This is a genomic window from Kitasatospora sp. NPDC043949 (genome assembly GCF_056435365.1).
The window spans coordinates 159,168-165,443 of sequence record NZ_JBWKEQ010000015.1 but is presented as its reverse complement, the minus strand read 5'-3'; the positions used below and the strand labels follow the sequence as shown (position 1 = coordinate 165,443).

7 protein-coding genes are annotated in these 6,276 nt (G+C 71.6%); all 7 read left to right on the top strand.

Going from position 1 to position 6,276, the window contains the following annotated elements; genetic code table 11:
* Window positions 1-175: 175 nt before the first annotated feature.
* The 7 genes from AC07AL_RS15430 (at window position 176) to AC07AL_RS15400 (ending at window position 6,158) form a co-directional block, all read left to right on the top strand.
* Window positions 176-1,270, top strand: coding sequence for a DUF881 domain-containing protein (locus AC07AL_RS15430; protein ID WP_363585310.1), 1,095 nt, complete (start codon window positions 176-178; stop codon window positions 1,268-1,270).
* A complete protein-coding gene (locus tag AC07AL_RS15425) occupies window positions 1,267-1,599 on the top strand; it encodes a small basic family protein (protein ID WP_030062488.1) in 333 nt (110 codons plus the stop codon). The genes AC07AL_RS15430 and AC07AL_RS15425 overlap by 4 nt, the downstream gene beginning before the upstream one ends.
* A 187-nt stretch (window positions 1,600-1,786) precedes the next feature.
* A complete protein-coding gene (locus AC07AL_RS15420; protein ID WP_478317637.1) occupies window positions 1,787-2,683 on the top strand; it encodes a DUF881 domain-containing protein in 897 nt (298 codons plus the stop codon).
* A gap of 226 nt (window positions 2,684-2,909) precedes the next feature.
* Window positions 2,910-3,791 (top strand): FHA domain-containing protein, encoded by an 882-nt coding sequence (locus tag AC07AL_RS15415; RefSeq protein WP_400811828.1) that lies wholly within the window; start codon window positions 2,910-2,912, stop codon window positions 3,789-3,791.
* 179 nt (window positions 3,792-3,970) lie between these two features.
* A complete protein-coding gene (gene ftsR / locus AC07AL_RS15410) occupies window positions 3,971-4,666 on the top strand; it encodes a transcriptional regulator FtsR (protein WP_363585318.1) in 696 nt (231 codons plus the stop codon).
* A gap of 133 nt (window positions 4,667-4,799) precedes the next feature.
* Complete coding sequence (locus tag AC07AL_RS15405) at window positions 4,800-5,276, top strand: bifunctional nuclease family protein (RefSeq protein WP_063350203.1); 477 nt, start codon at window positions 4,800-4,802, stop codon at window positions 5,274-5,276.
* 237 nt (window positions 5,277-5,513) lie between these two features.
* Complete coding sequence (locus AC07AL_RS15400; RefSeq protein WP_363585308.1) at window positions 5,514-6,158, top strand: MerR family transcriptional regulator; 645 nt, start codon at window positions 5,514-5,516, stop codon at window positions 6,156-6,158.
* Window positions 6,159-6,276: the final 118 nt, after the last annotated feature.

Here is a 6,276-nt window from a genome sequence, read left to right as displayed (position 1 = left end):
GAGGGTACCCAACCCGCCGGGGTCTCCCGCCGGTCTGGCTGGTCGCCCCCCCCCCCTCCCCCCCCCCCCCCGCTGTCCGTTTTCACACTGTTCGCAATGATCCGTCACTTTGTGTCGTGTGTGCAGCTCAAGGGGTGTGCGCGGGCCCCTTCGCCGACGTGGGACGATGGTCCGCATGCCAGCGACGCCGACGCCGAGTGCCCCGAACGGACGGTACAACCGCCCGGACGCCTCGATGTCCCTGCTGACCAACGTCATGGACCACAGCCTCGACGAGGGCTACGCCGAGGCGGCCGCGGCGCGGGGCGGAGACCACGACAGCCGGATACCCAGGACGGCCCGAGGCCTGCTCACGCTGGCCGCCGGGCTGGCGTTGGTCGGGGTCGTGGTGACGGTCGGCGCGGTGAACGCGCACAAGGCGGAGCCGACGCTGGCCAAGGAACGGGACGCGCTGATCCACCGGATCAACGACACCAACGGCTCGGCCGACCACCTCCAGCAGCAGGTCCAGGACCTGCGGCGCAAGGTCGAGAGCACGCAGCAGCAGGCGCTCGCCACGGGCGACGGCGACCAGGGAGGTCTGACCGGCGCGGTGGGCCTGGGCGAGGTCGCGGGGCCGGGCGTCAAGCTGGTCCTGGAGGACGCGGCGGGGACCGGCGGCGGGGGAAACGTCGACCCGCGGGCCGGGCAGGGCTTCTCCAACAGCGGCCGGCTGCGGGACCGCGACCTCCAGTTGGTGGTGAACGGCCTGTGGGGATCCGGTGCGGAAGCCGTGGCGATCAACGGTCAGCGGCTCACCGCGCTCTCGGCGATCCGGGCTGCGGGAGAGGCGGTGCTGGTGGACAACCGACCGCTCGTCCCGCCGTACAACATCCAGGCGATCGGGGATGGGCCGAAGCTGCTCACCGCCTTCGAGAACGACATGGCCGGGCAGTACCTGCGGCTGCTCCAGGAGAAGTACGGCATCAAGTCGACCATGTCCGCGCAGAAGAGCCTGACGCTGCCGGCCGCGGTGGGCGTGACGCTGCGGACCGCCCAGCCGGTCACGCCCGAGCCCTCGCCCCCGGCGTCCCCGTCGGCGGCTTCGGTCCCCCCGACGCCGTCACCCACCGCCGGAACCTCCGGGAGCCCGAGCGCGTCCGTTTCACCGTCTGCGGGCAGCACCGGTCGGCGTACGCCGAGCGGGTCCGCGAAGACCACGACAGCCCACTCGTCCACGACGGCCCCGACCGGGTCGTCGTCCGCAGGGACAGGAGCAGCTAGACCGTGATTGCCGTACTGGGTCTCGTGATCGGGGTGGTCGTCGGACTCTTCGTCCAGCCCGAGGTGCCGGACGCCGTCGTGCCGTACCTGCCGATCGCGGTGGTGGCGGCGCTGGATGCCGTGTTCGGCGGCGTCCGGGCGATGCTGGACGGGATCTTCAACGACAAGGTGTTCATCGTCTCGTTCCTGTCGAACGTGGTGGTCGCGGCACTGATCGTCTTCCTCGGTGACCAGCTGGGCGTCGGCTCGCAGCTGTCCACGGGTGTGGTCGTCGTCCTCGGCATCCGCATCTTCTCCAACGCGGCCGCGATTCGGCGCCATGTCTTCCGCGCCTGAGCCGGGCCGCGGGGCGGCGGAGGAGCACGCGGACGGCGGCGGGAAGGCGTCGGAGCGGGCTGCCGAGGCGCCGGGGCCGGAGTCGGCGGCCGAGGCGGGCCCGGTCGAGCCGGTGGACGGGGCCGGGGAGGTCCAGCGCGCCGAACCGGCCGAGGAGCCGGGGAGGGCCGAGGGGCCCGTGGCGGCGGTGGGGGAGCCCGAGGAACAGGCTGCGGCGAAGTCTGACGCTAAGCCTGAGCTTGATGCGGAGGCGGCGCCCACGCCCGCGGTGCGGCTCGCGAAGGCCGCAGCGCCTGCGCCCGAGCCTGCGTCTGAGCCCGAGCCTGAGCCCGTGGTGGAGCCGGCCGCCCTGGACCGCGGTGCGGGACGGCGGCGCCTCAAGGCAGCCCTGTGGCCGCCGCGGATGTCGCGCGGGCAGCTGGTGGTGGCGCTGCTGCTGTTCTCGCTCGGTCTGGGGCTGGCGATCCAGGTGCGGTCGACCAACGACCACCACAGCCAGCTCCGCGGGGCCCGCCAGGAGGACCTGGTGCGCATCCTCGACGAACTGGACAGCCGTCAGCAGCGTCTTCAGCAGGAGAAGGCGGAGTTGGAGCAGTCCCTGGCCAAGTTGGAGAACAGTTCCAACCAGGCCAAGGAGGCCCAGGAGCAGACCAGGAAGAAGGCGACGGAGCTCGGCGTGCTCGCCGGTACCGTCAAAGCCACTGGTCCGGGCATCGTACTCACGGTCGATGATCCCCAAGGGCAGGTGAAGGCAGATATGCTGCTGGACACCCTGCAAGAACTTCGAGCGGCAGGGGCGGAGGCGATTCAGATCAACGATGTGCGCGTGGTGGTCAACACCTACTTCACCGACGTGTCGGGCGGCGGGGTGCAGATCGACGGGAAGAAGGTCTCGCAGCCCTATCGGTTCACCGTCGTGGGGAACCCGCAGGATCTGACACCCGCGCTGAACATCCCGGGGGGTGTCGTCCGTACTCTGGAGAGTCACCAGGCGCGGGCGACGATCACCCAGCAGCAGAAGGTGGTCGTGGACGCCCTCGTGGATCTGAAGACGCCGCAGTACGCCAAGCCGGCTTCGAAGTGACGGGGCGCCCGACGAACGGCCCGTCACCTGCGGGCGGCACCCGGTGCGGGGCGCCGCCGTCGCGTGGGCGAGACTGGGTCGTACCAGCACGCACCGGAGCACCAACAGCAGTACCAACCGTCGGAGTACCACTCCAGCAGGCCCGATCCGCAACCGGGCCCGCAGTCTGTCCGAGGTTCTCACCCTGCCCCGCGGGCGGGTCTGTCACACGCAAGGGGATTCGCCCGTGAGTTTCTTCTCGAAGTTGTTCGGTCGTAACAAGGGCCGTGGCGCGGCCTCCGTCGAGGCGCCGACCGCGCGGCACCGCCGGCCCGAGGACGAGGCCGCCGTGCCGGGCATGCGCCCCGCTCCAGAGGGGGCGCCGTACGCCGAGCAGCAGCTGTTCCGGGACGGCGCCGCCGCCCAGTACGCAGGGAATCCGGTGGGCTACGGCGCGTCGGTTGACCCTTCCGGCGACCCGCGCATAGGTTTCCAGTCAGGACCCTCAACCTCTGGTGGAGGGTTTGCCCCCGATCCGTACGCCGGGCACAACCCGTCGGGTGTGCCGCGCCAGGAGGCTGTGAACATGGCTGGCCCCACTCCGTGCCCCAGGTGCGGCAACCAGAACCCGTCATCGGCCCGGTTCTGCTCCAACTGCGGTACGGCCCTGCGCGGTGGCCTGCTTCCGGAGGGGGCGGCGGAGACCACGTCGACCATCTCCATCTCCGGCCTGGAGTCGTACGACCCCAACACCACGACCGGCACCGGCGCGACGCCGGCCCTGTCGGCCGAGGTGCTGTCGGCGATCGACGCGCTGCCGCCGGGCTCGGCCCTGCTGATCGTCCAGCGCGGTCCGAACTCGGGCAGCCGCTTCCTGCTGGACTCGGACGTCACCACGGCCGGCCGTCACCCGCAGGGCGACATCTTCCTGGACGACGTCACGGTCTCGCGGCGCCACGTGGAGTTCCGTCGGACGCAGGCCGGGTTCAGCGTCGCGGACGTCGGCAGCCTCAACGGCACCTACGTCAACCGGGAGCGGATCGACGAGGTGTCGCTGAACAACGGTGACGAGGTGCAGATCGGGAAGTACCGGCTGGTGTTCTTCGCCGGCCACAACCGGGGGTACTGAACCCAACGTCGGTAGGAGCCCGAGTGAGTACGAATACCCCTTCATCTTCTCTCGGGGCGGCCACCCCCGCATCGTCCGGTCCGCACGCGGACCGCGGCGCGCGCGGGGTGGTCGCGGGCCCCAGGCAGCCGGTCCGCCCGGACCGGCCGGGTGGGCGGCGGCGCGGCGGTGACGAGCTGCTGAGCATCGGCGCGGTGTTGACCTTCCTGCGCGACGACTTCCCCGAGGTCACCATCTCCAAGATCAGGTTCCTGGAGGCGGAGGGGCTGGTCGAGCCGCAGCGCACGCCCTCGGGGTACCGCAAGTTCAGCCCGGCCGACGTCGAGCGGCTGGCCTACGTCCTGCGGATGCAGCGTGACCACTACCTGCCGCTGCGGGTGATCCGCGAGCACCTGGACGCCATCGAGCGCGGTGAGGCACCGCCCGCGCTGCCGCCCTCCGCCGACACCCGACCCGGGCCGGTGGAGGAAGCGGACCGGGAGCTGGGGGCCTCGGCCGACGTCCCGTCCGGAGTCCGGCTGGGGCGTGCCGAACTGCTGGCGGCCGCCGAGTCCGGTGAGCGCGAGCTGTCCGAATGGGAGTCCTACGGTCTGGTCGCGCCCGGTCCGGACGGCGGGTACGACGGCGAGGCGCTGCAGGTGGCCCGGCTGGTCGCGGAACTCGGCCGGTACGGGCTGGAACCGCGGCACCTGCGGGCCATGAAGGCCGCGGCGGATCGGGAGATCGCGCTGGTGGAACAGGTGGTGGCGCCACTGCGCCGGCACCGGAACCCGCAGACCAGGGCCCATGCCGAGGCCACCGCGCGGGAGCTGGCGACACTGTCCGTGCGGCTGCACGCGGCGATGGTCCAGGCCGGTCTGCGCAGCCGCGGATAGCGTCCCCGTGGGATTCCCGCGGGGCTCCTGCGGGGTGGCCGTCCAGACCCCGGGCGGTCGGCGTGCACCGCGCTGACCAGCGGCGTCGGCCCTGCGCTTTCATATCCGGGGCCTGAGCCATAGGGTTGCCTGTGTGAATGAGCTCGACGTCGTGGGTGTCCGAGTGGAGATGCCTTCCAACCAGCCGATCGTGCTGCTGCGGGAGGTCGGGGGCGATCGGTACCTGCCGATCTGGATCGGTCCCGGCGAGGCGACCGCGATCGCCTTCGCCCAGCAGGGCATGACGCCGGTCCGCCCGCTGACGCACGACCTGTTCAAGGACGTCCTGGAGGCGCTCGGGCAGCAGCTCACCGAGGTCCGGATCACCGACCTGCGGGAGGGCGTCTTCTACGCCGAGCTGGTCTTCACCGGCGGGGTCGAGGTGAGCGCCCGGCCGTCCGACGCGATAGCGCTGGCCCTGCGCACCGGCACGCCGATCTACGGGAGCGAGGAGGTGCTCGCCGAGGCGGGCATCGCGATCCCGGACGAGCAGGAGGACGAGGTCGAGAAGTTCCGCGAGTTCCTCGACCAGGTGTCGCCCGAGGACTTCGGGGGCAGCGGTCCGCAGTAGTGCGAACCGGATTTCCCTACAGGTCAGGCCGTTGTTTGGCTTGCCGTTTTGCCAAAAACCGTCGACCTACCCACACTAGGGGCACGAAAAACCACTCTCCTGAGTGATGTGGTTTGGCTGGCCCGGCGTGGCGATCGTTGACGGGTCATAGGGGACTGCCTACCGTCAGGAGTGGCTGTCCGGGTGACCGATGCCCGCAGTTCGGGTTGCCCGCAGCACCAGTGGACGGAGGCAGGCATGAGCAGCACCGGCGATGACACGGCCGTGGGAGGCCTGTGTGCCGTGCACCTGCCGCGCACCGCTCGCACCGTGACGGACCTGCCCCGGGTGGGCAGGTTCCCGGCCGTGCAGCCCGGTCAGCCCGCCATCGAGCGGCTGGCCCCGACGTCCGAACTGATCGGCTACCGCGGTCCGACGGCCTGCGCGGCGGCCGGCATCACGTACCGCCAGCTGGACTACTGGGCCCGGACCGGACTGCTGGAGCCCAGCGTCCGTTCGGCGTACCCGGCCACCAGCCAGCGGCTCTACAGCTTCCGCGACATCCTGCTGCTGAAGATCGTGAAGCGGCTGCTCGACGCGGGCGTCTCGCTGCAGAACATCCGGGTGGCGGTCGCCCATCTGCAGGCGGCCGAGCAGGGCGACCTGGCCGGGATGACGCTGATGTGCGACGGCGCGACGGTGTACGAGTGCACCACACCGCAGCAGGTGGTGGACCTGCTGAAGGGCGGTCAGGGCGTGTTCGGCATCGCGGTCGGAGCGGTCTGGCGGGAGCTGGAGCTGACGCTCGGGCGGCTGCACGCGGAGCGCACCGACACCGGCGAGACGCTGGTCGGCCACGACCCGTCCGACGAGCTGGCCCAGCGGCGCAACCGGGCGGTCTGAACGCAGAACTGACGAGGCCGGGGGGGGGGGGGGGGGGGGGGGGGGGGGGGGGGGGGGGGTGGGTGGGGGGGGGTGGGGGGGGGGGGGGGGGGGGGGGGGGGGGGGGGGGGGGGGGAGA

Bases quoted from the DNA above. Each gene is read 5' to 3' on its own strand.
- AC07AL_RS15430 (WP_363585310.1), top strand. From the start codon at position 176: ATGCCAGCGACGCCGACGCCGAGTGCCCCGAACGGACGGTACAACCGC.
- AC07AL_RS15400 (WP_363585308.1), top strand. From the start codon at position 5,514: ATGAGCAGCACCGGCGATGACACGGCCGTGGGAGGCCTGTGTGCCGTG.